We start from the raw sequence: 254 nt of genomic DNA, 5'->3' as shown, positions 1-254 counted from the left end.
ACAGGACGACGATCTTGCCGCGCGCATCGACCCCGGCATAATCGTCGCGACCGATTTCGGGGGCGACGATGCCCTGGCCGACAAAGACGACCGGCGCGGTGATCTTGGTCTCACGCGCGGCGGGGTTGGCGCTGGGCACGTAATCGGTGCCAAAGGTCAGCGGCGTGGTGCCTTTCTTGTCGGTCAGCGCGAAGCTGCCCTGGTCCGCCGATTTGTACAGGACGAGCGGCACGCGCTGGAGATAGCCGCCGTCA

Annotated in this window: 1 protein-coding gene; it reads right to left on the bottom strand. The window is 66.1% G+C overall.

Going from position 1 to position 254, the window contains the following annotated elements:
* The coding region (locus LD028_RS09255) for a protease-associated domain-containing protein (RefSeq protein WP_237811643.1) at positions 1 to 254 on the bottom strand (254 nt) is incomplete at both ends.

It is taken from the genome of Anoxybacillus sp. LAT27, from assembly GCF_022030075.1.
GTDB classification, from domain to species: Bacteria; Bacillota; Bacilli; order Bacillales; family Anoxybacillaceae; genus Anoxybacillus; species Anoxybacillus kestanbolensis.
This window is presented reverse-complemented; position numbering and strand designations above follow the sequence as displayed.